At 24.3% G+C, this 226-nt stretch carries 1 protein-coding gene; it reads left to right on the forward strand.

Going from position 1 to position 226, the window contains the following annotated elements; all coding sequences use genetic code 11:
* A partial coding sequence (locus HY29_RS18775; RefSeq protein ID WP_155838182.1) for a DNA-directed RNA polymerase occupies window positions 1-226 on the forward strand: 226 nt, incomplete at both ends.

Here is a 226-nt window from a genome sequence, read left to right on the forward strand (position 1 = left end):
TATCCAACATGTTGCAGGTTTAATTAAAGAATTTGATTTAGCTACAGCTACTAATTTATCTCCTGCAAATCAGTTTGATAGTCCTAATGATCTCTATTCTGATGTTGTTGAAAAAGTAAATAAAGAACTAAATGATTTTGGTTATTTAAATATTGAATATAGTAATTTACAAAAAGTAAAATTGACTAGAGAAATTTTAAAAGAAAGTATTATGACTAAAGTCTAT

It is taken from the genome of Hyphomonas beringensis (genome assembly GCF_000682755.1).
GTDB classification, from domain to species: Bacteria; Pseudomonadota; Alphaproteobacteria; order Caulobacterales; family Hyphomonadaceae; genus Hyphomonas; species Hyphomonas beringensis.